This window comes from Burkholderia sp. 28_3 (assembly GCF_003253915.1).
In the GTDB taxonomy this organism is placed as follows: Bacteria; Pseudomonadota; Gammaproteobacteria; order Burkholderiales; family Burkholderiaceae; genus Burkholderia; species Burkholderia cenocepacia.
On the sequence record NZ_QKZF01000036.1, the window covers coordinates 1 to 24,303 of the forward strand.

At 64.8% G+C, this 24,303-nt stretch carries 26 protein-coding genes and 1 pseudogene; 16 read left to right on the plus strand and 11 right to left on the minus strand.

Annotated elements, in window-relative coordinates; genetic code table 11:
* Nucleotides 1–92 precede the first annotated feature (92 nt).
* A pseudogene (locus tag DFS13_RS36835) lies at nucleotides 93–338 on the plus strand (transposase); the annotation flags it as partial.
* On the opposite strand, the gene DFS13_RS36840 reads toward DFS13_RS36835, so the two are convergent.
* From DFS13_RS36840 to dnaA, 4 genes are all read right to left on the minus strand, one after another.
* Nucleotides 319–819: a DUF488 family protein gene (locus DFS13_RS36840; protein ID WP_111442808.1), complete on the minus strand. Its 501-nt coding sequence runs from the start codon at nucleotides 817–819 to the stop codon at nucleotides 319–321. The pseudogene DFS13_RS36835 and the gene DFS13_RS36840 sit on opposite strands and share 20 nt — an antisense overlap.
* A gap of 479 nt (nucleotides 820–1,298) precedes the next feature.
* Nucleotides 1,299–3,773, minus strand: coding sequence for a DNA topoisomerase (ATP-hydrolyzing) subunit B (gyrB, locus tag DFS13_RS36845; protein ID WP_111442809.1), 2,475 nt, complete (start codon nucleotides 3,771–3,773; stop codon nucleotides 1,299–1,301).
* A 191-nt stretch (nucleotides 3,774–3,964) separates the two neighbouring features.
* Nucleotides 3,965–5,071, minus strand: coding sequence for a DNA polymerase III subunit beta (gene dnaN, locus DFS13_RS36850; RefSeq protein ID WP_109343398.1), 1,107 nt, complete (start codon nucleotides 5,069–5,071; stop codon nucleotides 3,965–3,967).
* Between the two features lie 170 nt (nucleotides 5,072–5,241).
* Complete coding sequence (dnaA, locus tag DFS13_RS36855; RefSeq protein ID WP_218673312.1) at nucleotides 5,242–6,819, minus strand: chromosomal replication initiator protein DnaA; 1,578 nt, start codon at nucleotides 6,817–6,819, stop codon at nucleotides 5,242–5,244.
* 421 nt (nucleotides 6,820–7,240) lie between these two features.
* Between dnaA and rpmH the strand changes: the two genes are divergently transcribed.
* The 4 genes from rpmH (at nucleotide 7,241) to yidC (ending at nucleotide 9,864) form a co-directional block, all read left to right on the plus strand.
* Nucleotides 7,241–7,375: a 50S ribosomal protein L34 gene (gene rpmH / locus DFS13_RS36860; protein WP_004198824.1), complete on the plus strand. Its 135-nt coding sequence runs from the start codon at nucleotides 7,241–7,243 to the stop codon at nucleotides 7,373–7,375.
* Nucleotides 7,376–7,390: 15 nt separating this feature from the next.
* Nucleotides 7,391–7,852, plus strand: a complete 462-nt coding sequence (rnpA, locus tag DFS13_RS36865) for a ribonuclease P protein component (RefSeq protein WP_006489941.1) — start codon at nucleotides 7,391–7,393, stop codon at nucleotides 7,850–7,852.
* A 75-nt stretch (nucleotides 7,853–7,927) separates the two neighbouring features.
* Nucleotides 7,928–8,194 carry a membrane protein insertion efficiency factor YidD gene (gene yidD / locus DFS13_RS36870; protein ID WP_006489939.1) on the plus strand — a complete coding sequence of 89 codons (267 nt, stop codon included), beginning with the start codon at nucleotides 7,928–7,930 and terminating at the stop codon, nucleotides 8,192–8,194.
* An 8-nt stretch (nucleotides 8,195–8,202) separates the two neighbouring features.
* Nucleotides 8,203–9,864 carry a membrane protein insertase YidC gene (yidC, locus tag DFS13_RS36875; protein WP_111442810.1) on the plus strand — a complete coding sequence of 554 codons (1,662 nt, stop codon included), beginning with the start codon at nucleotides 8,203–8,205 and terminating at the stop codon, nucleotides 9,862–9,864.
* Between the two features lie 124 nt (nucleotides 9,865–9,988).
* On the opposite strand, the gene DFS13_RS36880 is transcribed toward yidC, so the two are convergent.
* Entirely contained in the window at nucleotides 9,989–10,423 is a 435-nt protein-coding gene (locus tag DFS13_RS36880; RefSeq protein ID WP_006489946.1) for a transcriptional regulator, read from the minus strand.
* Between the two features lie 337 nt (nucleotides 10,424–10,760).
* Here DFS13_RS36880 and mnmE point away from each other — a divergent pair, with 337 nt between their 5' ends.
* From mnmE to DFS13_RS40070, 5 genes are all read left to right on the plus strand, one after another.
* Nucleotides 10,761–12,155, plus strand: coding sequence for a tRNA uridine-5-carboxymethylaminomethyl(34) synthesis GTPase MnmE (gene mnmE / locus DFS13_RS36885; RefSeq protein WP_048989075.1), 1,395 nt, complete (start codon nucleotides 10,761–10,763; stop codon nucleotides 12,153–12,155).
* A gap of 650 nt (nucleotides 12,156–12,805) precedes the next feature.
* Nucleotides 12,806–13,072, plus strand: a complete 267-nt coding sequence (locus DFS13_RS36890; protein WP_034201889.1) for a hypothetical protein — start codon at nucleotides 12,806–12,808, stop codon at nucleotides 13,070–13,072.
* Nucleotides 13,073–13,284: 212 nt separating this feature from the next.
* A complete protein-coding gene (locus DFS13_RS40065; protein WP_124551046.1) occupies nucleotides 13,285–13,551 on the plus strand; it encodes a hypothetical protein in 267 nt (88 codons plus the stop codon).
* The gene (locus DFS13_RS36895) at nucleotides 13,538–13,753 is read left to right on the plus strand and encodes a hypothetical protein (RefSeq protein WP_034201201.1); all 216 of its coding nucleotides are present in this window, start codon (nucleotides 13,538–13,540) and stop codon (nucleotides 13,751–13,753) included. Before DFS13_RS40065 ends, DFS13_RS36895 begins: the two co-directional genes overlap by 14 nt.
* Before the next feature lie 120 nt (nucleotides 13,754–13,873).
* On the plus strand, nucleotides 13,874–14,113 hold the full coding sequence (locus DFS13_RS40070) for a hypothetical protein (RefSeq protein ID WP_134163189.1): 240 nt from the start codon (nucleotides 13,874–13,876) through the stop codon (nucleotides 14,111–14,113).
* Between the two features lie 82 nt (nucleotides 14,114–14,195).
* Here DFS13_RS40070 and DFS13_RS41010 read toward each other — a convergent pair whose 3' ends face one another.
* From DFS13_RS41010 to DFS13_RS40505, 4 genes are all read right to left on the minus strand, one after another.
* Complete coding sequence (locus tag DFS13_RS41010) at nucleotides 14,196–14,321, minus strand: hypothetical protein (RefSeq protein WP_256097665.1); 126 nt, start codon at nucleotides 14,319–14,321, stop codon at nucleotides 14,196–14,198.
* Nucleotides 14,322–14,470: 149 nt separating this feature from the next.
* The gene (locus tag DFS13_RS36900; RefSeq protein WP_111442811.1) at nucleotides 14,471–15,829 is read right to left on the minus strand and encodes a sensor domain-containing diguanylate cyclase; all 1,359 of its coding nucleotides are present in this window, start codon (nucleotides 15,827–15,829) and stop codon (nucleotides 14,471–14,473) included.
* A gap of 109 nt (nucleotides 15,830–15,938) precedes the next feature.
* Nucleotides 15,939–16,187 (minus strand): DUF2795 domain-containing protein, encoded by a 249-nt coding sequence (locus tag DFS13_RS36905; RefSeq protein WP_006489924.1) that lies wholly within the window; start codon nucleotides 16,185–16,187, stop codon nucleotides 15,939–15,941.
* Nucleotides 16,188–16,303: 116 nt separating this feature from the next.
* Nucleotides 16,304–16,474 carry a hypothetical protein gene (locus DFS13_RS40505; protein ID WP_006489933.1) on the minus strand — a complete coding sequence of 57 codons (171 nt, stop codon included), beginning with the start codon at nucleotides 16,472–16,474 and terminating at the stop codon, nucleotides 16,304–16,306.
* A 151-nt stretch (nucleotides 16,475–16,625) separates the two neighbouring features.
* Between DFS13_RS40505 and speG the strand changes: the two genes are divergently transcribed.
* The 3 genes from speG (at nucleotide 16,626) to DFS13_RS36920 (ending at nucleotide 18,761) form a co-directional block, all read left to right on the plus strand.
* Nucleotides 16,626–17,183 (plus strand): spermidine N1-acetyltransferase, encoded by a 558-nt coding sequence (gene speG / locus DFS13_RS36910; protein ID WP_058902297.1) that lies wholly within the window; start codon nucleotides 16,626–16,628, stop codon nucleotides 17,181–17,183.
* 487 nt (nucleotides 17,184–17,670) lie between these two features.
* Entirely contained in the window at nucleotides 17,671–18,018 is a 348-nt protein-coding gene (gene sap1, locus DFS13_RS36915; RefSeq protein ID WP_006489950.1) for a surface attachment protein Sap1, read from the plus strand.
* Nucleotides 18,019–18,206: 188 nt separating this feature from the next.
* A complete protein-coding gene (locus tag DFS13_RS36920) occupies nucleotides 18,207–18,761 on the plus strand; it encodes a YaeQ family protein (protein WP_006498691.1) in 555 nt (184 codons plus the stop codon).
* 21 nt (nucleotides 18,762–18,782) lie between these two features.
* Here the strand turns inward: DFS13_RS36920 and DFS13_RS36925 are convergent, their stop codons facing one another.
* Entirely contained in the window at nucleotides 18,783–19,196 is a 414-nt protein-coding gene (locus DFS13_RS36925) for a VOC family protein (protein WP_006498690.1), read from the minus strand.
* A 431-nt stretch (nucleotides 19,197–19,627) separates the two neighbouring features.
* On the opposite strand from DFS13_RS36925, the gene ada reads away from it, so the two are divergent.
* The 3 genes from ada (at nucleotide 19,628) to gshA (ending at nucleotide 23,754) form a co-directional block, all read left to right on the plus strand.
* Nucleotides 19,628–20,719, plus strand: coding sequence for a bifunctional DNA-binding transcriptional regulator/O6-methylguanine-DNA methyltransferase Ada (ada, locus tag DFS13_RS36935; RefSeq protein WP_034201204.1), 1,092 nt, complete (start codon nucleotides 19,628–19,630; stop codon nucleotides 20,717–20,719).
* The gene (locus DFS13_RS36940; protein ID WP_006492382.1) at nucleotides 20,716–21,675 is read left to right on the plus strand and encodes a DNA-3-methyladenine glycosylase; all 960 of its coding nucleotides are present in this window, start codon (nucleotides 20,716–20,718) and stop codon (nucleotides 21,673–21,675) included. The genes ada and DFS13_RS36940 overlap by 4 nt, the downstream gene beginning before the upstream one ends.
* 465 nt (nucleotides 21,676–22,140) lie before the next feature.
* Nucleotides 22,141–23,754, plus strand: a complete 1,614-nt coding sequence (gshA, locus tag DFS13_RS36950; protein ID WP_166677951.1) for a glutamate--cysteine ligase — start codon at nucleotides 22,141–22,143, stop codon at nucleotides 23,752–23,754.
* Nucleotides 23,755–23,841: 87 nt separating this feature from the next.
* On the opposite strand, the gene DFS13_RS36955 is transcribed toward gshA, so the two are convergent.
* On the minus strand, nucleotides 23,842–24,159 hold the full coding sequence (locus DFS13_RS36955) for a DUF4148 domain-containing protein (RefSeq protein ID WP_058901922.1): 318 nt from the start codon (nucleotides 24,157–24,159) through the stop codon (nucleotides 23,842–23,844).
* Nucleotides 24,160–24,303 lie beyond the last annotated feature (144 nt).

The following is a 24,303-nucleotide window of genomic DNA, read 5'->3' on the forward strand; positions in this document are numbered from 1 at the left end:
TTGCTGTTCCGTAAAGCGCTTCTTCATGTTCGTCTTCTTCTCCGAAAACGAACTTTACTAGACTCCGGCTGGCCCTGTTTGCAGGGGGCAGGTCATTCCCGCCGGAGATTCGACGGGTTGTGTACACGACCAACGCCATCGAAAGTCTGAACATGCAGTTGCGCAAGATCATCAAGACGCGCGGCCACTTCCCGAATGACGAGGCGGCGATCAAGCTGCTCTGGCTGGCGCTGCGCAACGTGCTGGCCAAGACCGTTCGGTCCGCCTTCGACTGGAAATCAGCGATGAACCAGTTTGCTATCCTGTTCGGCGAGCGATTCACGCAGGCACGCGGATAACCTGTTGTTCAACCGCCTCGCCCACAAAAATGCGGACATGTTCGCCTGCGGCGCTGATGTGCTCGACGTCCGAGCCGCAATAGTCACGCACGGCATTAGCCACTATCGACCGATGGCAGAAGTTGAAGTCCGCCTCATAGCACAGTAGCGCGCAGTTCGACGTACTCGCTAACTCCGACAGATCGGCGATCGCGGTCTCTTGCGTCTTGAGATGCTTCAGGAAACCCTCGGTGTAGCGCTTCCAGTTACCATCCTCACGATAACGGTTGCGCACCATCTTTGGGCAACCCAAGTCAACCATATGGACGTACTCGAGGCCTGAGAGATTCAACGCGCTGGCCAGCGCCTTCTTTGAAAACCCGGGTTTGCGCGACAGGGGCAGCTCGCGGATGTCCACGACGGTGTCGATGCCGTGCTCAGCGAGCAACGACATGAACGCGTCAATGTCCAGTCCTTCGTAGCCTATGGTGAAAACGGTCATACTTGTGCCCCTCTAAAACGGCGATTTTAACGGACGATGCACCACCCGTCACGGCGGTCGCAAATGCCCCTGTCCTGGCAGCGATGTACAGCGCCCGTGCCACAGTCATTAGGCGATGACTGGAGGTGTCGGGAGGGGGTACTCTAGGTTCACACGGGCGATGCTCGCCGGGGGGGGCCGGAATCCGCGTCAAAACCTGGGAGAAAAGGCAAAAAACCAACCGAGAGCGGTTGGTTTTTTGCAATTGGTGGAGTTGGGGAGGATCGGATTTCCGATCTTCACTGGGTTTTCCACCTTTCCCTTCCAAGCCCATCAGAGCATTTGTGCGCCGAGTTAGGCGGACGTGCGCCTAACGCCTTCGGGAATTTCCCTCATCGTGACGTTCAACAGTAGGCCAGGCGCATCAACTTCGTCGTCCAGTCGCAAAACTTTGGCGCCAGTCGCACTTACTCTGGCGCCCTACGTCCCATCCGATTGCATCAAACGTCAATATTCCCCGCCCGCAACGCATTCGACTCGATAAACGCCCGCCGCGGCTCGACGTCATCCCCCATGAGGGTAGTAAAGATCCCATCCGCAGCAATCGCGTCTTCGATTTGCACACGCAGCAAACGCCGCACTGCCGGATCCATCGTTGTTTCCCACAGCTGCTCGGGGTTCATCTCGCCGAGGCCCTTATAGCGTTGTTTCGAGACGTTGCGCTCCGCATCCGCCAGCAGCCACTTCATCGCGCTCTTGAAGTCCGCCACGGCCATGCTGCGCTCACCGCGCTTGATGACCGCACCTTCTCCAATCAGCCCCTTGAACGTATTCGCGGTGGTCACGAGCTGCTGATAATCCGCCGTGTGCTGGAATTCCTGGTCGATGACCGAGACCCGCACGTTGCCATGATGCGTCCGCTCGACATGCAGCGCCCGCTGTTCGCGAACCGCGTCATACGAAGGCACAACCCGCACTTCGTTCTTCAGCGCTTCATCATGCAACGCAGCGTGCAGCGCCTTAGCCGAAGCCTCGGTCGACTCTTCGTTGGAAAGATCGATCACCACGCCGTCCATGACCGCTTCCAGCGCGGCCGGGTCATACAACCGGCTCAACCGCTCGATCACGCTTTGCGACAGCAAATACGACCTTGCCAGCTCCCCAAGCGCATCCCCAGAAATCGCAGCCGCATTCTCACCCGGCACCAGCTCCGACCCTTGCAGCGCCAACCGCAGCATATGCGCGTTGAGCTCCACGTCGTCCTTCAGATACCGCTCGTCCTTGCCCGCCTTGATCTTGTAAAGCGGCGGCTGCGCGATATACACGTACCCGCGCTCGATCATGTCCGGCATCTGGCGATACAGGAACGTGAGCAGCAGCGTCCGGATGTGCGCACCGTCCACGTCCGCGTCGGTCATGATGATGATGCGGTGATAGCGGAGCTTCTCGAGGTTGTAGTCTTCCTTGCCGATGCCGCAGCCAAGCGCGGTCACGAGCGTGACGATCTGCTCCGACGACAGCAGCTTGTCGTAGCGCGCCTTCTCGACGTTCAGCACCTTGCCGCGCAGCGGCAGGATCGCCTGGAACTTGCGATCACGCCCTTGCTTGGCCGACCCACCTGCCGAGTCACCCTCGACGATGTAGATTTCGCACTTCGCCGGGTCTTTCTCCTGGCAGTCCGCGAGCTTGCCCGGCAGGCCGACGCCGTCGAGCACGCCCTTCCGACGCGTCATCTCACGCGCCTTCCGAGCAGCATCCCGCGCCCGAGCAGCCTCAACGATCTTCCCGCAGATGATCTTCGCGTCGATCGGCGTTTCAAGCAGGAACTCTTCGAGCGCCTTCGCCACAACTTCCTCAACCGGCGCACGAACCTCGGACGACACCAGCTTGTCCTTCGTCTGCGAGCTGAACTTCGGCTCCGGCACCTTCACGGAGAGCACGCACGACAGCCCTTCGCGCATGTCGTCGCCGGTCGTCTCGACCTTCGCCTTCTTCGCGATTTCGTTGTCGGTGATGTACTTGTTGATGACGCGCGTCATCGCGGCCCGCAGGCCGGTCAGGTGCGTGCCGCCGTCGCGCTGCGGAATGTTGTTCGTGAAGCACAGCACGTTTTCGTTGTAGCTGTCGTTCCACTGCATCGCGACTTCGACGCCCACGCCGTCTTTCTCGCCGTTGGCGAAGAACACCGTCGGGTGCAGCGTGCTCTTCGTCTTGTTGATGAATTCGACGAAGCCCTTCACCCCGCCGGCGAACGCGAAATCGTCTTCCTTGCCCGAGCGCAGGTCGGTGAGGCGAATCCGCACGCCGTTGTTCAGGAACGAAAGCTCGCGCATCCGCTTCGCGAGGATGTCGTAGTGATACTCGACCGTGCCGAAAATGGTCGGGTCGGCCATGAAGTGCACTTCGGTGCCGCGGTTCTCGGTGTCGCCGGTCACGAGCATCGGCGACACTTCCACGCCGTCCACGACCTCGATCACGCGATCCTGCGCGACGCCGCGGTGGAACTCCATGAAGCGCTTCTTGCCGTCGCGGCGCACGGTGAGGCGCAGCCAGCTCGACAGCGCGTTCACGCACGACACGCCCACGCCGTGCAGGCCGCCTGACACCTTGTAGCTGTTCTGGTCGAACTTGCCGCCGGCGTGCAGCTCGGTCATCACGATCTCGGCGGCGCTGCGCTTCGGTTCGTGCTTGTCGTTCATCTTCACGTCGGTCGGAATTCCGCGGCCGTTGTCGGTCACGGAAATCGAGTTGTCGGCGTGAATCGTCACGTGGATGTCGTTGCAGTACCCGGCCAACGCTTCGTCGATCGAGTTGTCGAGCACCTCGAACACGAGGTGGTGCAGACCGGTGCCGTCCGACGTGTCGCCGATGTACATCCCGGGGCGCTTGCGCACCGCTTCCAGACCTTCGAGGATCTGGATCGACGAGGCGCCGTAGCTGCTGTTATCGGGTTGCGAATTGTGCTGTTCACTCATGGATATCTTCCGGTTCTGCGGGGCCACTCTCGTGGCGGCGCGGTGCGTTTCAGCGAGAAATCGCCGGGCCGCTCCAGTTTCCTGGCCCGCCCCAGGTGCCGAAAAGGCACCAAAGGGACGGGTTGTCAGTTCGCCATAAAAACGCCAAAGGGGCTTGCCGCCCCCTGGTGTGTGTCGCGATGTCGAGCGCGTCAGATGCGCATCGGCATCACGACATACTTGAACTCGTCGTTCTCGGGCACGGTGATCAGCGCGCTCGAGCTGGCGTCGCCGAGGCTCACCTGCACGGTGTCGACCTTCAGGTTCGCGAGCACGTCGAGCAGATACGTGACGTTGAAGCCGATGTCGACGGTATCGCCCTGGTAGGCGATTTCGAGTTCTTCCTGCGCCTCTTCCTGATCGGCGTTGGTCGACATGATCTTCAGCTGGCCCGGCGCGATGATGCAGCGCACGCCCTTGAACTTGTCCGAGGTCAGGATCGCCGCGCGCTGCAGCGAACGCTGCAGTTCTTCGCGGCCGATCTCGAACGTGTTCTTGTGCGCCTTCGGGATCACGCGCTGGAAGTCGGGGAACTTGCCCTCGACGAGTTTCGACACGAGCTCGACCTGGCCGAACGTGAACTTGGCCTGGGTTTGCGCGATGTCGATGGTGACGGTGTCGTCGATGTCCTCGAGCAGGCGCTGCAGCTCGAGAATCGTCTTGCGCGGCACGATGACTTCCTGGCGGCCGAACGTGCCGCCTTCGAGCTTCATCGACGAGAACGCGAGGCGGTGGCCGTCGGTGGCCACGGCCATCAGCTGGTCGCCGTCGACGACGAGCAGCATGCCGTTCAGGTAGTAGCGGATGTCCTGCTGCGCCATCGCGAAGTGCACCATGCCGAGCAACTGGCGGAACGACTTCTGCGGGACGGCGAGCGTGGCGCCGAAATCCTTCGCCTGCGCGACGGTCGGGAACTCGTCGGCCGCCAGCGTCTGCAGCGCGAAGCGGCTCTTGCCCGATTGAACGGTGAGGCGCTTGTCGGCGAGCGACAGCGTGACCTGGCCGTCAGGCATCGCGCGCAGGATGTCGAGCAGCTTGCGGGCCGCGACGGTGGTCGCGACCTGGTCGCCGCCGACGCCGAAATCGGCGCGCGTGGTGATCTGCAGCTCCAGGTCGGTCGACAGGAATGAAACGTCCGGGCCGTTCTTGGTGATCAGCAGGTTGGCGAGGATCGGCAACGTATGGCGGCGTTCGACGATGCCGCTGACCGTTTGCAGCGGCCTGAGGAGGGTGTCTCGTTCGGTCTTGACCAGTTGCATAGAGTTCCTTCGTTGAGTAACGGCCTGCAGCGCAGCAGCCACGCAGCGCCCCGCCGGCCGGGCTCTTGGCCCGCCACCACCGGGGCGGTCAAACCAGTATTGTGCCTCAAAACCGAACCGCCCCCCTTAAATTGGGGCGGAGGCCGAATTATCAAGCGCGGCGCGCGCGCTCAGCCCTTCAGCGTCTGTTCCAGCACGTGCAGCTCGTGGTTGAGCTGCGCGTCCTTGCTGCGCTCGTCGGCGATCTTGCGCACCGCGTGCAGCACGGTGGTGTGATCGCGCCCACCGAACAGCTCGCCGATTTCCGGCAGGCTCTTCTGCGTGAGTTCCTTCGCCAGGTACATCGCAATCTGCCGCGGCCGCGCGATGTTCGCGGGACGCTTCTTCGAGTACATGTCCGCGACCTTGATGTTGTAGAAGTCGGCGACGGTCTTCTGGATGTTCTCGACCGAAATCTGCCGGTTCTGCACGGTCAGCAGGTCCTTCAGCGCTTCCTTGGTCAGCTCGATCGAGATCTCGCGGCCGTGGAACTTCGAATACGCGAGGATCTTGCGCAGCGCGCCTTCGAGCTCGCGCACGTTCGAGCGCAGGTGCTTCGCGACGAAGAATGCGACGTCTTCCGACAGGTTCACACCTTCCGACTGCGCCTTGCGCATCAGGATCGCGACGCGCATTTCCAGCTCGGGCGGCTCGATCGCGACGGTGAGGCCGGAGTCGAAGCGCGAGATCAGGCGATCGTCGATGCCCGAAATCTCCTTCGGATACGTGTCGCTGGTGATGATCACCTGCGCCTTGTTCGCGACGAGCGCCTCGAACGCGTAGAAGAATTCCTCTTGCGTGCGCGACTTGCCGGAGAAGAACTGGATATCGTCGATCAGCAGCAGGTCGAGCGAGTGGTAGTAGCGCTTGAAGTCGTCGAACGCCTTGCGCTGGTACGCCTTCACCACGTCCGATACGTATTGCTCGGCGTGGATGTAGCGGATGCGCGCGCCGGCTTTGTCGAGCAGCAGCTGGTTGCCGATCGCGTGGATCAGGTGGGTCTTGCCGAGGCCGACGCCGCCATACAGGAACAGCGGGTTGTACGAGATGCCGGGGTTGTCCGCGACCTGGATCGCGGCGGCGCGCGCGAGCTGGTTCGCCTTACCGGTCACGAAGTTGTCGAACGTGAGCACCGGGTTCAGCTTCGAACGTTCGTACATCGAATCGGCTTCGCCGCCGTTCGCGGGCGCGGCGCCCGGGCCCGGACGCCACGTGCGGCGGCCGGCCGCCGCTTCGTGCGCGGGCAGGCTCGGCAGGTCGATGTCGGCGTCGTCGGCGTTCAGGTGGTGCGCGGCGGCCGCCGACGGCGTCATCGGCACGTCGGCCGGCGCGGCGGGCGCAGCGGAAGCATTTGCGGTCAGGTTGGCGGCGATCGCGGCGACCGTCGCGGCAGGGCCGCTCGGCGCCAGCGGTGCACGCGGGGCGGCCGGTGCGGCGCCCGCGGGGGCGCTGCGCATGCCGGCCTTCGGATCGAGGACGAACTGGACTTCGATCGGCGTGTTCCAGAATTCGCGGGCCAGATCGGTGATCCGGCCCGAAAACTGGCTCTTGACCCAGTCCAGCTTGAAGCGGTTCGGCGCGGCGATGGACAGCGTGTTCGCCGACGCATCGAAGGCCACCGGGGCCAAGGGTTTGATCCACGTCACGTACTGCTGGGGCGTCAGCTCGCGCTCCAGCAGTGCGGAACAGTGTTGCCAGAAATCGTTCATCAAGTAACTGTCGTTTTTTGCGTGCACAGCGCGGCTCGCCGGCGCCCTTGTCGCGGTTGCGCAACAAGGCCCGAAGCGGTCGTGCGAGCGTGCCTCGGACGCCTGCGTCACAGTCTTGGAGGGGCAGGCGCGAGCCGAAGCGGCGTGCGGGATTCTTGGAGATAAGGCGAGATTCTAACGCCAAACGCGGCCACAGCGGGACTTATCCACAGGCCGGTTGTGTGGGTCGCGGGGCCGGATCGGCGCGGGCCGGCACAGGCGGACGACTCGTAAAGTATTGACCGTCAAGAGAAAAACGGTTTAAATAGCGGGTTCCGCGAAAACCAATCCTGTATTCCCGGCGATTGCGTTCGCCCGAATGCCTCCGGTTAAGGGCACGCGGTCCCCTGAATTTCGACATTCTCGAACAAGTGAGAACATCATGAAACGTACTTACCAACCGTCCGTGACGCGCCGCAAGCGCACCCATGGCTTCCGTGTCCGCATGAAGACGGCAGGTGGCCGCAAGGTCATCAACGCTCGCCGCGCGAAGGGCCGCAAGCGCCTCGCCATCTAAGGCAGGTTGCGCGCTGTGTCCGCCGTCCGCAGTCCTGCGGAAGGTGCCGTCGAGCCGGGTGCGAATCCGTCGCAGACGAAAGCCGCCTTCCCGAAAGCTGCGCGACTTCTGAAAACGGATGAATTTTCATCCGTTTTTCGTTTGCGCCCCTGGCGGCGCTCCGCGCACTTCGTGATTTACGGCAAGCCGACCGGTCAGCCCGCACGCCTGGGGCTCGTCATCGGCAAGAAGTATGCGCCGCGAGCGGTCACCCGTAACCTCGTGAAGCGGCTGGCGCGCGATCAGTTTCGCCTGCGCCGCGCCGAATTCGCCGGTTACGACCTGCTGCTGCGGCAGCACACGCGCTTTGACAAGAAAGCGCTGCCGAGCGCGGCTTCCGCCCCGCTCGCGGCGATGTGCGCGGCCGAGATCCGCGAGCTGCTCGACAGGGCAGTCCGGGAAATCGCCCGCCGTGCGTCGAAGCCCGCGTCCGAGTGACGCATCCGTGCCCCGCGCGGCGTTCGCGCCCGCCCGGCCGGTTTTGACGCGGCGTCGTACGGCGCCGCCCAAGGTATGAAAACGGTATTGATCGCCTTGCTGCGCTTCTACAAGGTTGCCGTGAGCCCGATGCTCGGCAACCGTTGCCGTTTTTATCCTTCCTGTTCGGATTACGCGCGCGAGGCAATCCAGTATCATGGCGCCGCGCGCGGCACGTATCTCGCCGTCAGGCGCGTGTGCCGGTGCCACCCGTTTTCCGCGGGCGGCATCGACCTCGTCCCGCCGCCCAACTCCGACACTCGCGCTCGCGGCGAAGCCGACGCGCGGTCCCATCGACTCTGAGACAACGCATGGATATCAAACGCACCGTCCTATGGGTGATCTTCTTCATGTCAGCTGTCATGCTGTACGACAACTGGCAGCGGGACCATGGACGCCCGTCGATGTTCTTCCCGAGCGCCACGCACACGGCTCCGGCCGCTGCCGGCGGCGCATCGGGCACGGGCGCGACGACGACCGCAGGTGACGTGCCTGCCGCCGCAGCCGGCGCCGCACCGTCGACGACGGCCCCGGCCGCGCAGGCGCAGCTCGTGAAGTTCTCGACCGACGTGTACGACGGCGAAATCGACACGCGCGGCGGCACGCTCGCGAAGCTGACGCTGAAGAAGCAGGGCGACGGCAAGCAGCCCGACCTGTACATCACGCTGTTCGACCACACGGCCGGCCACACGTATCTCGCACGCACGGGCCTGCTCGGCGGCGATTTCCCGAACCACAACGACGTCTACACGCAGCTGAACCCCGGCTCGACGTCGCTGACGGGCGACCAGAACACGCTGAAGCTGTCGTTCGAATCGCCGGTGAAGGGCGGCGTGAAGGTCGTGAAGACCTACACGTTCACGCGCGGCAGCTACGTGATCGGCGTCGACACCAAGATCGACAACGTCGGCACGGCGCCCGTCACGCCGACGGTCTACATGGAACTCGTTCGCGACAACACGGCCGTCGAAACGCCGATGTTCTCGCACACGTTCCTCGGGCCGGCGGTCTACACGGACGCGAAGCACTTCCAGAAGATCGACTTCAGCGACCTCGACAAGAACAAGGCGAACTTCGAGAAGTCCGCGGACAACGGCTGGGTCGCGATGGTGCAGCACTACTTCGCGTCGGCGTGGATCCCGCAGCAGGGCGCGAAGCGCGACATCTACGCTGAAAAGATCGATCCGGCGCTGTACCGCGTCGGCGTGAAGCAGCCGGTCGCCGCGATCGCGCCGGGCCAGTCGGCCGACGTGCAGGCGCGCCTGTTCGCCGGTCCGGAAGAAGAGCGCATGCTCGAAGGCATCGCGCCGGGCCTGGAGCTCGTGAAGGACTACGGCTGGGTGACGATCATCGCGAAGCCGCTGTTCTGGCTGCTCGAGAAGATCCACGGCTATGTCGGCAACTGGGGCTGGGCGATCGTGCTGCTGACGGTGCTGATCAAGGCCGTGTTCTTCCCGCTGTCGGCTGCGAGCTACAAGTCGATGGCGCGGATGAAGGAAATCACGCCGCGCATGCAGGCGCTGCGCGAACGCTTCAAGAGCGATCCGCAGAAGATGAACGCCGCGCTGATGGAGTTGTACAAGACCGAGAAGGTCAATCCGTTCGGCGGCTGCCTGCCGGTCGTGATCCAGATCCCGGTGTTCATCTCGCTGTACTGGGTGCTGCTCGCGTCGGTGGAAATGCGCGGCGCACCGTGGATTCTGTGGATTCACGACCTGTCGCAACGCGATCCGTTCTTCATCCTGCCGGTGCTGATGGCCGTGTCGATGTTCGTGCAGACGAGCCTGAACCCGACGCCGCCGGACCCGGTCCAGGCGAAGATGATGAAGTTCATGCCGATCGCGTTCTCGGTGATGTTCTTCTTCTTCCCGGCAGGTCTCGTGCTGTACTACGTCGTGAACAACGTGCTGTCGATCGCGCAGCAGTACTACATCACGCGCAAGCTCGGCGGCGTCAAGAAGAAGTCGGCCTGACGCGCGTTGCAGCCGCGGGCGGCCCGCCGTCCGCGATGCTCGCAAAAAAAGCCGCATGGTTCGTGACCATGCGGCTTTTTTGTTTCGCGGCGACGACGCCGGCGGCGCGTGCGGCTGCTGCCGTTCAGGCTTTCTTCGCTTCGAGTTTCGGATCGCCGTAGAACTGCTCGACCAGTTCCTGCACGAGGTAGCGCTGATGTGGCGACAAGGCCTCGATCTTCGATGCGAGTTCGATCGTCTCGGGTGTCGGCGGATAACGTTCGTCGCGCGGCAGCGGTTGCGGCGTCGGATGTTCGATTACGCTTGGCGACGGCCCGTAATGCAGCCAGTGCACTTCGACGCGCAACCATTCGGCGAGCGTTTCGAGTTTGTCCGACGTCGGGATCGTGCGGCCCGTCAGCCATTTGTGCGCGGTTTGCGGCGAAACGGGGTGCGTTCCGCGATGACGCAGATTGAATCGGTTCGCCAGTTCCGTCGCGCCCGTGACCTTCTCCGGGCTGCGCCGCAGGGCGAATTTCAGGCGTTCCGAGAACGCGGCTTTTTCTTCGGATGTCGGCATGGGGAGATTGTGCAATTCCATCGCCGCGTCCCAGACAACCATATGGGATAAACGTATCTCGTTCGGACGAATCTCAGCCTTGATCAGGATGGGGAACGAAATTGAGGGACGTAGTGCCAAGCCCCTCGGGCACGCATACTCGTCCGAAATGGTCGGTGTGTCATGACGCCGAACTGATACTCGGCTTATCCCCGGCGGGATAAATTCGGGCGTGTCCGAATCCGGCGGCGCGGCCGGTTGCGTGTGAGCCGGCACGCTACAATGCCGGCGTTCCGGTGCCCGAACTGTTGCGCGGGCGCACCATTGACTCGCTGATTACCCGATTTCTCCGATTCCCATGCTCGCTACCGATTCCGATCCGATCGTCGCCATTGCCACCGCTGCCGGCCGGGGCGGCATCGGGGTCGTCCGCGTGTCGTTCGGGCGTGGCGGCGAGGCGGCCGCGCTGCCGCTGATCGACGCGTTGTGCGGGCAGAAGCTCGCGCCGCGCCATGCGAGCTACGTGCCGTTCCTCGACGAGCACGGCGCGCCGCTCGACCGCGGGATCGCGCTGTATTTCCCCGCGCCGCATTCGTACACCGGCGAGCACGTGCTCGAGCTGCAGGGGCATGGCGGGCCGATCGTGATGCAGCTGCTGTTGCAGCGCTGCCTGGATGCGGGGCGCGGCTTCGGGCTGCGGCTGGCGGAACCGGGCGAATTCACGCGGCGCGCGTTCCTGAACGACAAGCTCGACCTCGCGCAGGCCGAGGCCGTCGCCGACCTGATCGAGGCGAGCACCGAGGCCGCGGCGCGCTCGGCCGGACGTTCGCTCGACGGCGCGTTCTCGCGGCAGATCCATGCGCTCGTCGACGACGTGATCACGCTGCGGATGCTGGTCGAGGCGACGCTGGATTTTCCGGAAGAGGAAATCGACTTCCTCGAAGCGGCCGACGCGCGCGGCAAGCTCGCGAAGATCCGCGCGCAACTCGCGCACGTGCTCGGCGATGCGCGGCAGGGCGCGTTGTTGCGTGAAGGGCTGTCGGTCGTGCTCGCGGGGCAGCCGAACGTCGGCAAGTCATCGCTGCTGAATGCGCTGGCGGGCGCCGAGCTGGCGATCGTCACGCCGATTGCCGGCACGACGCGCGACAAGGTGGCGCAGACGATCCAGGTCGAAGGGATTCCGCTGCACATCATAGATACGGCCGGGTTGCGCGAGACGGAGGACGAAGTCGAACGGATCGGCATTGCGCGCACGTGGAGCGAGATCGAGCGCGCGGACGTCGTGCTGCATCTACTCGATTCGCGCACGGGGATGACGGCGGACGACGAAACGATCGCCGCGCGGTTTCCGGCCGGCGTGCCGGTGGTGCGCGTGCTGAACAAGACGGATCTGACCGGCGTGCCGGCATGCGTCGAGCATCCGGCGGCGGAAGGCGATCTGACCGAGGTGCATCTGTCGGCGAAACGCGGCGACGGGATCGACATGCTGCGCGCGGAGTTGTTGCGGATCGCGGGGTGGCAGGCGGGGGCCGAGGGTGTGTATCTCGCGCGCGAGCGGCATCTGATCGCGCTGCGGGCCGCGCAGGAACATCTCGCGCAGGCGGCGGATCATGCGGAGCAGCGTGCGCAGTCGCTCGATCTGTTTGCCGAAGAGCTGCGGCTCGCGCAGGAGCAGCTCAATGCGATTACCGGGGAGTTCACGTCGGATGATCTGCTGGGGGTGATTTTCAGCAGGTTTTGTATTGGGAAATGATCCGAGGGTCGTTGACCTTGTGGGGTGCTGCTTCATCTGCCTGCATCGTATCGGCTCGCCTCGTCATACCTCTGTACGCTCCGACAACTCGACGCAAGCCTCTCGTGACGGCTCTGTCACGACGCTGACTATTTCGCAGCAGATTGTTCGCGTGGATGCTTGGGACTCCATGTTCGGACAATGTTTGGACCGATGTCGTGCTCCATGTTGGCGCGATCGCCAAGCCTGTATCAGCTCGCGCTTCCCATTTTTGTCCTATTTCCTCGTCCGTCTCGCTTGCGATGGATTACCGCCGGCTCAACGAACCCTCGTGTTGTTCGTTCACCACGGATTCATGCTCATGGCAAGCCGTCTGCCTGTTGGTCTCCAGATCTGGTTGGCAATCGAGCACGCGGAATTCGCGCCGAATCGTATCTCGTTGCGCCACGACCAATTGTGCAAAGGGATGTAAGCGCTCGCCTCGTAGCTCAAGTAGCCGACTCGAACGTAATGGGCTGGCGATTTCAGCGGACGGCGTATTTCGTTGACAGATAGACCTTAAGGGTCTAAATTGAATCGCGTTGGGTAACGCTCCGCGTAGCCCGCTACCTCCGAAAGGAACGACATTATGAATAGCATCGTATTTGCGCGAATTCTGCGCGACCACGCTTATGGCCCTCAAATATTTCCCGCCGACGCCGGAAGACCTGCGTGCGCTGAAAGTGCGCCTCGGATTCACCGGCGAGCAGATGGCTCAGATGTTCGGATTGGCTGGCAACAGTCAGTGGCGAAAGTACACGGGGGGAGTCGAGCCGAGACCGATGTCGTTGCCGATGCTGTTCCTAGCGCTAGCGCTGCAGGATCGTTCCGCGACTGTCGACCAAGTGCTCGAGAAGTGTCGGCAGGTCGGCGCAACGATCGAGCTGGACGACGAGTAACCGCCGACGGCGCGCTTGCTGTTACCTTTCCGAATACACTTGCCAAATCTGCCGGTCCGATCGCCCTCATACCCAATGTCTGGCGTAACACTCGGTCGCCGAAGCCCACGATTACTGTCACATCGGAGTTAGTCGAACTTGCCGGCATCCGCGCTGCAGAACACTGGCTGAATGTTCGCCCGACGGCGCGTCCGAGCCGGGGGTATCGTTCGATGTTCGAAAGCCTCTTCGCTGGCTTCGGTCGTATCCCCTACCGCGCTGACGGTTGCGCAGCGTTCAAACGCAGCATCAAGGCCGCAACTTGCACCGACTGTAAAGCCTCAGAGGTGTGCGCAATCTCCGCCACCGAAATCATTCTTCGCTGTTTGCTCGATGCAGTGGAGGCACACGCGCTTCTCGTGATTGCTGATATCTGGCCTCGAATGGGCGAGGCGGCGCGTTGCGTGCAAAATGCGGAGGCGCATCATGGCTCAAAATGATGACGCGACCTTATCTATTGAGGAGGCGCGCCGCGAACTGCTGCAGGCATCGCGTCAACTGAGCGTTCTGTTGCTCGATTTGTCGATGGATCCCGAACGGGTGTTTGAACACTTTGCCGTACGCCGTGACGCCTTCTTCGAACTGTTGTCGGATCTGGGCGTCAAGGTCAATACGCGCCTGGAGGAAATGCTCCGTGAGTGAAAGCGTGAGTCTTCCCGTCGAAAAGCAGCTCGATGCCGCGCAAGGCAAAGTGAACGGCCCACTGGGGTCGTTGTCGCCGTCAACGTCAATTGTCCTAAATATCCTTCGAAGACCTAGATCATGGACGGAATATTTACTGCGATATTCGGCGTGCTTGGCGGCGAGATCGTAGGTACTGTGGCCGGTTTCCGTGCATCAGGGGCAGCGGTCCTAGGGAGAGCCCGCCCGTATTTAAAGTTCGACATAGTCGAACTGTGGGGCGAGCCGTATCGATTCGATGCCCGACGCAATCTGATCAAAGACACGGAAAAGGATCCGCGCGGCGAGCGTTTCCACTACGAAACGCTCGCCGCGCTATAGATCTTTCTTATGCATGCCGAGCTGACGACGCCGGCTTGACTGCGCGACGGACCGGATCGAGGCGTTCGGACCGACGTCTGCCTTAATCCCAATGACGGTGATGATGGTAATACCCACCCCCACCGTAATACCCGCCACCATCAGGCACGACGATACAGCCGCTCAACAACACGGCGACGCCGGCAATCAGCAAAAGGGCCTTCTTCATCGCGTTCACCTGCTCGGGTTCAATATGAACCCAGCATAGCGAGCGGCTCCGGCCCGGGCTGTAAGCGATCGTATCCCCGCGCCGCAATCCGTAACGGCGGATTATTCCGGTCACAATGACCGTAACAATTCGCCAAACAGCAGACGTTTTCAGGCGACGACGACCCGGTTTCGCCCCGCATCCTTCGCGCGATACAGCGCGGCATCCGCAGCTTCGATCAACGCGTCGGGGGTCGACAGATCGTCGGCCGACACGGTCGCGCAGCCGACGCTGACGCTCACGCGCCCGGCCGGCGAGTCGGGCATCGCGAGGTCGAGCCGCAGCACGGCTTCGCGCACTTCGTCGGCCACCACCCGCGCACCGCGCGCGCCGGTGTTCGGCAGCACGATCGCGAACTCCTCGCCGCCGTAGCGCGCGACGATGTCGGCCGGCCGCCGCACCGCGCCGGCCAGTGCATTCGCGACGGCGATCAGGCACGCATCGCCCTTCACGTGACCGAACGCGTCGTTGTACGCCTTGAAGCGATCGACGTCGACCATCAGCAGCGACAGCGGTTCGCCTTGCCGCCGCGCCTGCAGGAACAGCGTATGGAAATGGTCGTTGAAGTGGCTGCGGTTGAACGCGCCCGTGAGACCGTCGCGCGCGGAAGAGCGGATCAGCGTCGCGTGCGCTTCGAACAACTGCTGATACAGCATCGTCACTTCCCACGCGAGCACGCACACGAGTACGCCGGGCGTGAACATGCTGAACACGCGCGCGACATACCAGCCGACCGTGAAGCGGTTGGTGGACAGCAGGTTCAGCGTCGTATCGGTGAGACAGGCGAGCACCGCGATCGCGAGCCACAGGTCGAGCGTCGTGCGCAGCCGGCCCGTGACCAGCACGGCCACGAGCGCGAGCGCGTTGAGGATCCACACGACGAGCGCGATGCCGTTGACGGGCAGCACGGCCGCGTCGCGCGGCGGATGGAACGCGGGCGGCAGCGACACGTTCAGCGCGAGCGCGCACAGCAGCGCCGCCGCGATGGCCGGCCCACCGACGAGCGCGAGGGTCCAGCGGCGCGTCTCTTTCGCGCCGACCGGGGCGCGCGTCAGCCGTTCGCGTGCGAACAGCGCGCCCATCACGAAACACGGAAAGCCGGCATGCCAGAAGACCCACATCCATGCGGCGCTTTGCGGGCGCGCGCCGAGCAGGCCATGTGGCGCGAACACGCCGGGAAAGGTGAGCAGTTGCAGCGCGACGGCGAGCGCGGTGAACGCATAGGCGCCGCCGAGCGCACCGAGCACGGGCTGGCGTGTCACGGTGAACTGCGCGCCGAGGAAGAACGCGGCGATGCTCGCGGTCGTGAACACGGTGAGCGCGCACATCGGCATGAAGGGCTCGACGGGCGGCAGCGCGACGTTCGCATGCGGCGCGGCGATCCCGAGCGTGAGCAGGATGACGAGCGCCGTCAGCGCGCCGAACCACAGCTGACGTTGCGTCGTGTGCTGGATCAGGATGCCTTCCATGGAGTCCCCCGGACACGCGTGCGACGCACCCGATCTTGCGCCGGGCGGCACGCCTGCCGATCGCGGCGCGACCGGTGCGGCCCGATCCTATCGCGTTATCGGGCTGCGCTCAAATGCCGAGCCCGGGGCCGAAGTTGCCGGCGACCCAGCGCGTGACGGCATCGACGTCCGCGTAGTCCTGCTCGGGCAGGCCGTCGAGCATCGACAGCACTTCGTTGCTGGCGCCGGCGTCGCGCGCGGCATCGACGATCGCGTCCTTGTTCGCCGGATAGCGGACGGCCGCCAGGACATCGGCGATCTGCAGGTCGATCGTTTCGTTCGGGATATCGTGCGGAGGAATGGTGGGCTTGTCGTTCACGTCGGCGTCTCGCGGGTGGGGCGGGAATCGGATCGAAGCGCAAGGGCCGTGCCCGGCATGTTACGCGGCCCGCGGTGCCCCGGCCGGCGCGGGTTTGCGGATGGCGACGATCGACGTCAATGCCCGCGTCGCACGCGGCGCCACGGATGCTTCCAGTCGATGTGCGGTGCGTTCTCGTCGCGCGGATGCTGGCGACGGTGCTCCTGCCAGAGTTCGTCGGAAAACAGCGCAGCCACGATGACGAGCGGCAGCACGAGGAAAATTCCGAGGATGACTTGCTCGATCACGATAGCCTCCTTGCGGTGGCAGGAACCCTTGCTCCCATTCTAGGCTCTGAACCTCGCCCGCGTTCAATTTCTTACAGTGCGAAACGGGCCCGAGCGCGGCCGCGCCGCGCGGGCGTTCCGCACGTGCGCCGGCCTCAAAAAGGACACGAACATGCAACTCCAGAACGATACCAACACGCTCGCGCTGCGGCCGCTGGAGCGCCAGGACCTGCGCTTCGTCCACGAACTCAACAACGACGCGAAGATCATGCGTTACTGGTTCGAGGAGCCGTACGAAACCTTCTCGGAACTGTCGCAACTGTACGACCGCCACGTACACGACCAGCGCGAGCGCCGTTTCGTCGCGGTCGATGCGCAAGATGAACTCGTCGGCCTCGTCGAGCTGATCGAGCTCGACTACATCCACCGCCGCGGCGAGTTCCAGATCATCATCGCGCCGCAGTGCCAGGGGCGCGGCTATGCGGGCCAGGCGACGCGCCTCGCGATCGAGTACGCGTTCAAGGTGCTGAACATGCGCAAGCTGTACCTGATCGTCGATACGTCGAATGCGGCGGCGATTCACGTGTACGAGAAATGCGGATTCCAGCACGAGGCCGAATTGAAGGAAGAATTTTTCGGGAATGGCGCGTATCACAACGCTTATCGGATGTGCATCTTCCAGCGCGATTATTTCGAGCGGCAGCGGGCCGGTGTGAATAACGCAGGGTAAACGCCATCGGTGAAAGGCGCTTGCGACGGGGCTTCGCGGGCGCCGAATAGACGCGGGGAACTACGGATAAATACGGATCCGCTTATACCTGGCATTTTTCTTGTATCAGGTAAATGCGATTGCGCGCTGCGGTAAAGTGGAATCGTTTCGGATGACTTTATGTGCGGCGCATCAAAATGATCCGGATATCGAAATGGATTATCCAAACCGTTCAATCGCTGCAATGTAACTGGGATGAAAGCCTTGCCGGATAACGCTTTCCGCCCGGCATGACGAGGCTGTCCGCCGGGCAGCCCGCTTTTACCCGTCGCGCACACTGCGCGAAAACAGGCTGCGCACGGGGTGCGACAATCCGCCGCTATTGCGATCGCACAACAAATGTGCTTGCTATCGTTTGCCGGTCTTCTAAAGTGAAAAACGCGGGTTCACGATCACCTTTAAACACATAGCTAACCCAGCCTGGTGCCCGCAAGCCTGGAGACAGAACATGATGAAGCGTACCGGTGTCCTCTTTGCCCTTGTCGGCGCATTTTGCGCTGTGTCGATTGCGCAGGCCGGCGGCGATTCGGCCGTCAAGCCGAAGCAGGAAATCCAGCTGACGAAGAACGCATGGGGCTGTCTGTCGAAAGACAATCTGGACTCCGTATTGAGTCACGAGCGTGACGGCAAGTCGCAGGCGAAGCAGCAGTATTTCGACGACTTCCGCTGCCTGTCGGTGCCGGAAGGCCAGCGCTTCCGCGTGGTGTCGGTCGATCAGGGCGACGTGCAGTTCGTCAGCGCCGACAACAGCGACCAGCAAGGCCTCTGGACCGATTCGCGCTTCGTCAAGCAATAACCGTCCATTCCCGCGCAGTCGCACGACGCGCGAGCGCGCCGGCTCGAGGAGCCGGCGGCGCGAACCGATCACGGCCCGGCGCATGCCGGGCCGTTGCGCTGTGGATCGTGCATCACGCACGCCGGACGGCGCGCATTCGGTATCATCACGGCCCGACCGAACCGAATGCCCGCCCGGGCCGCATCCGCATGGCGCTGAAATCCACGATCTACAAAGCCGAGCTGCAAATCGCCGACATGGATCGGCATTACTACGCCGATCACGCGCTGACGGTGGCGCGCCATCCGTCGGAAACCGACGACCGGATGATGGTGCGCATCGTCGCGTTCGCGCTGTTCGCGCACGAGCGGCTCGAGTTCTGCAAGGGGCTGTCGGACGTCGACGAGCCCGACCTGTGGCAGAAGGATCTGACGGGCGCGATCGACGTGTGGATCGAGGCCGGCCAGCCGGACGAACGACGCATCTCGAAGGCGGCCGGCCGCGCCGGACAGGTCACGGTGATCGCGTACGGCGGCAAGACGTCGGATATCTGGTGGCAGGGCGTGCGCAGCAAGGTCGAACGGCTGCGCAACGTGCAGGTGCTGTCGCTCGCCGACGGCGTCGCGGCCGCGCTCGGGCGGCTCGCCGAGCGCACGATGCGCCTGCAGTGCACGGTGCAGGACGGCGCCGCGTGGATCTCGAGCGCCGATCACGATCCGGTCGCGGTCGAGTGGACGGTACTGAAGGCGCGCGCGGACGCGTAACGGCCCGCGCGCCGGCCGCATTCAGCCGAGCGCCGCCGGCGGCCCCTTGAATTCGACCATGTTTCCTTCGGGATCGAACAGGTAGATCGACGGCCCGTAGCCGCCGGCGCCGTAGCGTTCGGCCGGCGCGCCGGGGCGCGCGCCATGCGCGGCGAAATGGGCGATCAATGCGTCGGGATCGAACGGCTCGACGCGCAGGCACAGGTGATCGAGGTTGCGCCCGGTGCCGGGCGGCCCGCTGTCGGGCCGGTCGATCGGGCCGCCGACCGTCAGCAGGTCGATCAGCGCGTCGCCGGCGCGCAGTTGCACGAGGCCCAGATCGGGCTGTTCCTTCTCCACATGGCAACCGACGGCGTCGCAGTAAAAGCGCGTCATCGCCGCCATGTCGGTCACGCGCAGCACGATGTGATCGATTCCGCGGATGGTGGGTTTCATGAGCGGGGGACTCCTTCGCAGTCGACGAGCATCGAGTGTAGACGCATCGCGCCTGCGCCGCCGGCCGGAACGCGGCACAATCGACGGACGAAAAAAAGCCCGTTCACGCAGTGCGGAACGGGCTTAATCCATATCAGGAGGAGACATGGAGGAGACAGTTCCAACTATACACACGGCGATGGTGCGACGCAATATTCCGATTGCAAAAAAACGTCAGGACGGCGATTTGTCGCATCCGCACTGCAGCAAAATGGTGACGGGACGATGACGAAAACCGCGCTGGAGCGGCCGCCGCGCGGGTTTCGTCGGATTTATCCCGATCGATGTGGCCCCGATTCGTCGGCACGAATCACAGAGCAAGATTCAGGGCGCGACGGCATGTGCCGATGGCTAGAGTAGGCACCATCTACACTAGAGAGTGCGAGGTTCAAATGAAAACCGCCTATCCGACCGATGATGCCCGCTGGGGCGCCGTGACCGAGCGCGATCCGCATGCGGACGGCGCGTTCTTCTATGGTGTCCGCACGACCGGCGTGTTTTGCCGCCCGACCTGCGCGTCGCGGCAGCCACGCCGCGAGAACGTGTCCTTTTTCACCGATCCGGCGGCCGCGCGCGCGGCCGGCTTCCGGCCCTGCAAGCGCTGCCAGCCGGAAGGGCTGCCGCGCGAACTGGACATCGTCAATCGCGCATGCGCGGTGCTCGACGCGCAGGCCGAGCGGCTCACGCTGCAGCAGTTGAGCGACGCCGTGCACGTGAGCCCGTTCCACCTGCAGCGGCTTTTCAAGCGCGTGGTCGGCGTGTCGCCGCGGCAGTACCAGGCCGCGCAGCGCGGCGCCGCGCTGCGGCAGGCGCTGCAAAGCGGGCAGCCGGTCACGCAGGCGGCCGTCGACGCGGGGTTCAACTCGCCGTCGCGGCTCTATGCGTCGGTGCCGCGCGAGCTGGGGATGGCGCCGTCCGCGTTTCGCCGCCAGGGCGCGGGCCTGCGGATCGACTATGCGACCGCGTCGACGTCGCTCGGCACGGTGCTGGTCGCCGCCACCGAACAGGGCATCTGCCGGATCGCGTTCGGCGACGACGCGGCGTCGCTCGTCGGCGAACTGAAGGACACGTTCGCGCGCGCCGAACTGGTCGAATCGTCCGCGCGGCTCGCGCCGTTCGTCACGCAGATCCGCGCGTATCTCGACGGTACGCGGCACGCATTCGACCTGCCGCTCGACATCGCGCCGACCGCATTCCAGCAGCGCGTGTGGGAAGCGCTGACGCACATCCCGTACGGCGAGACGCGCAGCTATTCGGAAATCGCCGAGGCGCTCGGCTCGCCGCGCGCGGTGCGGGCGGTCGCGTCCGCGTGCGCGTCGAATCCGGTCGCGCTCGCGATCCCGTGCCACCGCGTCGTGCAGAAGGGCGGCGCGCTCGCCGGCTATCGCTGGGGCGTGCGCCGCAAGGCGACGCTGCTCGCGGCCGAGGCGCGCCACGTTCACGACGATGAAGCCGAAGCCGAGACGGAGGGCAGTGCGGTTTGAGCATCGAGACGACAACGATCAAGTCCCTCGCGAACGGCGGCCCGGTGCCGCCGTCCGCGCAGATGGAGCTGCGCTACAAGGCGCCGTACGACTGGGCGCGCGTGCTGCGCTTCTTCAGCGGGCGCGCGATTCCGGGTGTCGAGCAGGTCGCCGACGGTGTATATCGCCGCATCGTCGATCTGCACGGCGATGCGGGCCGGCTTACCGTCACGAAACACCCGCGCAAGCATTGTCTGATCGCGACCGTCGAAGGGGCGGTCGCGCGTCACGTCGACGATGCATTCGCCGCGCGCGTCGCGACGATGTTCGACCTCGGTGCCGATCCGGCCGCGATCGGCGACGGGCTCGCGCGCGATCCGTGGTTCGCGCCGCTCGTCGACGCCGCGCCGGGGCTGCGCGTGCCGGGCGCGTGGTCGGGGTTCGAGCTGGCCGTGCGCGCGATCGTCGGCCAGCAGGTGAGCGTGAAGGCCGCGACGACGATCGTCGGCCGGCTCGTCGAACGGGCCGGCGAACGCGTGATGCAGGACGACGACGGCGCGCCCGCGTGGCGGTTTCCGACACCCGACGCGCTGGCCGCGTGCGATCTCGACAAGATCGGGATGCCCGGCAAGCGGGTGGCCGCGCTGACCGGCGTGGCGCGCGCGGTGGCGGCCGGCGACGTGCCGGTCGATCGCGCGCATGCCGATCTCGCGACGCTGCGCAGCGCGTGGCTCGACCTGCCCGGCATCGGCCCGTGGACGGTCGAGTACATCGCGATGCGTGCATGGCGCGACCCGGACGCGTGGCCGGCATCCGATCTCGTGCTGATGCAGTCGATCGCCGCGCGCGACCCGGCGCTCGACCGGCTCGCCAGCCAGAAGCGCCGCACCGAAGGCTGGCGGCCGTGGCGCGCGTATGCGGCGCTGCATCTGTGGAACGAAGTGGCCGACCGGGCAGGCGGCGCGCGCGGCGGGTAAGCGCGGCGGCCCGCGGCCGGGCGCGACCGCCGGAAGGCGGGGCTGCAACCCGGTGCGCAGGCGGCGCCGGCATGCGACAAGTGCCGGCGTGACGTGGCCCGTCATGGCGATGCCACGCCTCCGGCAACGGCCGGATGCCGCGCGTGCGACGTCTCCGGATGCGGGGTTTCCCGATCCATTCCGCGACACGGTTGCACCTGCCGCCCCCCGTTCGCCGCGCCCGTTCCATCCGACGAATTCCGCTGACCGGCGTGCCGATCGGCCTCGTCCCGACCCGGCGATCGGGGCCGGCGCTGCCGCGCCCGGCCCGTCCGATCGCCCGCTCAGGCCCGTGCGCCATGCCCGGAGCCACCTCAAGCGCGGGTTCCGGCGAGATGTTAAAGTGCCCGCTACCAACGAAGCGACCAACAATCCAGCCGGCCGCGCGCGGCGTTCTGCGCGCGGCCGTCACGCACTTGCGTCTCCATGTCGAACACCATGACTCACCGCCAGTCCGAACTGCTGCTGAATCGCCTCGACGCGCTGAGCTCGGGCCCGACGCGGCAGCATCTGCCCGACGGCCTGCGCGGCATCGAAAAGGAAAGCCTGCGCGTGACGCGCGACGGGATGATCGCGTTCACGCCGCATCCGCGCGCGCTCGGTTCGGCGCTCACGCATCCGGCGCTGACGACCGACTATTCCGAAGCGCTGATCGAACTGATCACGCCCGCCGAGCGCGACGCCGCGCTCACGCTCGAGCGCCTCGACGATCTGCATCGCTACGTCTATGCATCGCTCGGCGACGAGATGCTGTGGAACGACTCGATGCCGGGCCTGCTGCCGGCCGACGACCAGATCCCGATCGCCGATTACGGCACGTCGAACATCGGCCGCCTGAAGACGGTGTACCGGCGCGGCCTCGCGTATCGCTACGGCCGCACGATGCAGTGCATCGCCGGCATCCACTACAACTACTCGCTGCACGAGGAAGTGTGGCGGCGCCTGCATGCGGAAGAAGGGTCCACGGCGACGCTCGTCGATTACCAGTCGGAACGCTATCTCGCGCAGATCCGCAACTTCCGCCGCCGCAGCTGGCTGCTGATGTACCTGTTCGGCGCGTCGCCGGTGCTCGATACCAGGTTCCTGCGCGGCAAGCCGCACAAACTCGACACGTTCGACGCCGATACGCTGTACCGGCCGTATGCGACCAGCCTGCGGATGAGCGATCTCGGCTACTCGAACACGACGGCCCAGGCCGCGCTGCACGTCGACTACAACACGCTGCCCGGTTATCTCGACGCGCTGTCGAAGGCCGTGAGCGAGCCGTATCCGGCGTACGAGGCGATCGGCACGCATCGCGACGGCGAGTGGATCCAGATCAACACGAACGTGCTGCAGATCGAGAACGAGTTCTACTCGACGATCCGGCCGAAGCGCGTCACGTATTCGGGCGAGCGGCCGCTGCATGCGCTCGCGTCGCGCGGCGTCCAGTACATCGAAGTGCGCTGCCTCGACATCGATCCGTTCGAGCCGACCGGCATCGCGCTGGAGACCGCGCGCTTCATCGACGCGTTCCTGCTCGCGTGCGCACTCGACGAAAGCGCGCCGCTCGACTGCGACGCGTACAAGGAAGCGAACGCGAACTTCGGCAGCGTGACGATGGACGGCCGCAAGCCGGGGCTCACGCTGACGCGCGACGGCCAATCGGTCACGCTGCAGCAGTGGGCCGACGAACTGATGGCCGATATCGAGATCGTCGGTCGCCGGCTCGACGAAATCCGCGGCGGCGACGAGCATGCGCGCGCGATCGCCGCGCAGCGCGACAAGCTCGCCGATCCCGAACGCACACCGTCCGCGCGCGTGCTGCGCATGATGCGCGAGAACGGCCAGTCGTTCCTCGCGTTCGCGCTCGCGCAGAGCGAAGCGCATGCCGCGCATTTCCGCGCGCATCCGCCGTCGGCCGAGACGCTGCGCACCGAGCAGGCGCTCGCCGCGAAGTCGCTGGCCGAGCAGGCCGAGCTCGAAGCGAAGGAGGCCGGATCGTTCGACGCATTCGTCGCCGCCTATCGCGCCTATACGCTGAACCGCTTCAGCGTGTGACGCTCGCGCATGCGGCCGGCGCAGGGTGCGCCGCGCCGCTGCCGCGCGATCCGTCCGATTCCGTCGGTGATCGGGTCGGTGATCCGGTCAGTGATGCGCGTACGTGCCGCGATCGGCCGCGTGCGGCAGCGCCGGCTTGCCCGATTCCGTGTGGGACCGGCCGTCGCTGCCGTAACCGGCCGCGTCGCCCTCACTGCGCGCCTGCGCCGCGCGCTGCATGACCGCCTGCATGTTTTCCGGAAAGTCCGGACTGCTTGCGAGGCTCGTCCGGTAGCCGGCGGCCTGCAGCTCCACGAGCTCCTGGCGGACCTGCGCGCGCGTGAGCGTCGACGCGGCTTGCGCGTGAGCGGCGAACGCCGCGCCGATCAGCACGAACGCGCATGCCGCGTGTTTCATCGTCTTCATCGTGTGTGCTCCGTGAGGTTCCGGTGCCGCGCCGTTGCTGGCGCGGGCGGAAGCGATGCAGCCAGTCTAGGCTTCGGAGGCCAAACGAAACATCCTCGTGGCTGGCAGTCACCTTTTCCGGTCGCGCAACATTGCGCGCGCACC